General features: G+C 64.0%; 4 protein-coding genes. All 4 read left to right on the forward strand.

From position 1 onward, the window contains the following. Nucleotides 1-241, forward strand: a 241-nt coding sequence (locus ACK5L9_RS23555; protein WP_416913891.1) for a DUF2840 domain-containing protein, incomplete at its 5' end; no start/stop codon positions are given. Beyond that, a complete protein-coding gene (locus tag ACK5L9_RS23560) occupies nucleotides 238-783 on the forward strand; it encodes a S26 family signal peptidase (RefSeq protein WP_416913892.1) in 546 nt (181 codons plus the stop codon). The genes ACK5L9_RS23555 and ACK5L9_RS23560, both read left to right, overlap by 4 nt. A 35-nt stretch (nucleotides 784-818) precedes the next feature. Then, nucleotides 819-1,151, forward strand: coding sequence for a DUF736 domain-containing protein (locus tag ACK5L9_RS23565; protein ID WP_416913893.1), 333 nt, complete (start codon nucleotides 819-821; stop codon nucleotides 1,149-1,151). 40 nt (nucleotides 1,152-1,191) lie between these two features. Then, the coding region (locus tag ACK5L9_RS23570; RefSeq protein ID WP_416913894.1) for a lytic transglycosylase domain-containing protein at nucleotides 1,192-1,544 on the forward strand (353 nt) is incomplete at its 3' end.

The raw sequence follows: 1,544 nt of genomic DNA on the forward strand, positions 1-1,544 counted from the left end.
CCAGACTCTGCCCTATGTCCGTCCGGGCGGAGAAATCCTGCTGCGCCTCAATGGCTGGCCAAAGGTGCAGCGTGCGCTTGCCGCCATCGACGCGGTGGAAACACTTGGCCTCGATCCGGCGGATGCCTCGCCCGATCACTGGCGGCACATTCACAACCGCCTGACCGCCAATCTGGAACCGCACAGCTACACACCCGAGCGCCATGCCGCCTGGCTGCATCGCCGCAGGATTGCGCCATGACCCGGCGGCGTATTCTCACCGTCACGGCGCTGGCCGCCATCACCATCGCCGCCGCAGGAGCGGTCGATTGGCCCACGAAACTGATCTGGAACGAAACGGCCAGCGTGCCTGTCGGCTTCTACACCGTCGAGCCTGCGGCCCGGATCGACGCGTCTGATCTGGTCGCGGTCATGCCGCCTGAACCGCTCGCCAGCTTCATTGTGGAGCGCGGCTATGTCGGGCGTGACGTGCCGCTTTTGAAACGCGTTCTTGGCCTGCCGGGGCAACAGGTTTGCCGCATTAGCCGCACCATTACCGTGGACGGGATCGTGATGGGCGAAGCGCTGGAGCGCGACCGAATGGGCCGCGATCTGCCGGTCTGGCAGGGCTGCCAGATCATCGGCCTCAATCAGCTTTTCCTGATGAACCGGAACATCCCGGACAGCCTCGATGGCCGCTATTTCGGCCCGCTTCCCGCCAGTTCAGTCATCGGTCGCGCGGTCCCGCTCTGGACCGATGAACAGGGCGACGGCCGCTACCAGTGGCGCGCGCCGACACCCTGACCCCAATCCCGACAATCAACCACAGGAGATTTTCAATGCCCCAGATCGGTCAATTCACCCGCGAACAATCCGGCTTTTCCGGGCGCGTGCAGACCCTCACGCTCGACATCGAACTGGCGATCATCCCCGCCGAAGGCGATGCCGAAAACGCACCGGACTACCGCATCCATCACCGTGATGCCGATGGCCCGGAGGTCGGTGCGGCGTGGCAACGCACCGGCGAAAAGGCTGGCAACTACCTGTCCGTCCTGCTGGACGATCCCGCTTTGCCGCAGGCGATCCGGGCAAATCTCTTCCAGAACGGTGACGATGAAACCTCCTGGTCGCTGCACTGGAACCGTCAGAAACCGCGCGAAGGACGGGAGTAAGGCCATGCGAACACCCGCCATTCTCTGCGCAGTGTCGGCAATGATCGGCGCACTTTCCATCTGCGTCGCACCGGGCGTCGCGTTTGCACAATCCGCGCCCGTCACGCGCGCGGCCATTACCGATCCCCATGCGGCGTATATCACTGAGGCATCGCAGAGGTTCGATATCCCGGAGCATTGGATTCGCGCCGTCATGCGGGCCGAGAGCGCGGGCAATGCACGCGCAATTTCCTCCGCAGGTGCTATCGGATTGATGCAGGTGATGCCCGACACCTGGGCGGGTCTGCGCATCCGTCACCGGCTTGGCCGCGATCCCTATGATCCGCGCGATAATATCTTCGCGGGCACGGCCTACCTGCGCGAAATGTTCGACCGCTACGGCAATGTCGCGGC

This window comes from Paracoccus sp. (in: a-proteobacteria) (genome assembly GCF_047973135.1).
In the GTDB taxonomy this organism is placed as follows: domain Bacteria; phylum Pseudomonadota; class Alphaproteobacteria; order Rhodobacterales; family Rhodobacteraceae; genus Paracoccus.

Bases quoted from the DNA above. Each gene is read 5' to 3' on its own strand.
- ACK5L9_RS23560 (WP_416913892.1), top strand. From the start codon at position 238: ATGACCCGGCGGCGTATTCTCACCGTCACGGCGCTGGCCGCCATCACC.
- ACK5L9_RS23565 (WP_416913893.1), top strand. From the start codon at position 819: ATGCCCCAGATCGGTCAATTCACCCGCGAACAATCCGGCTTTTCCGGG.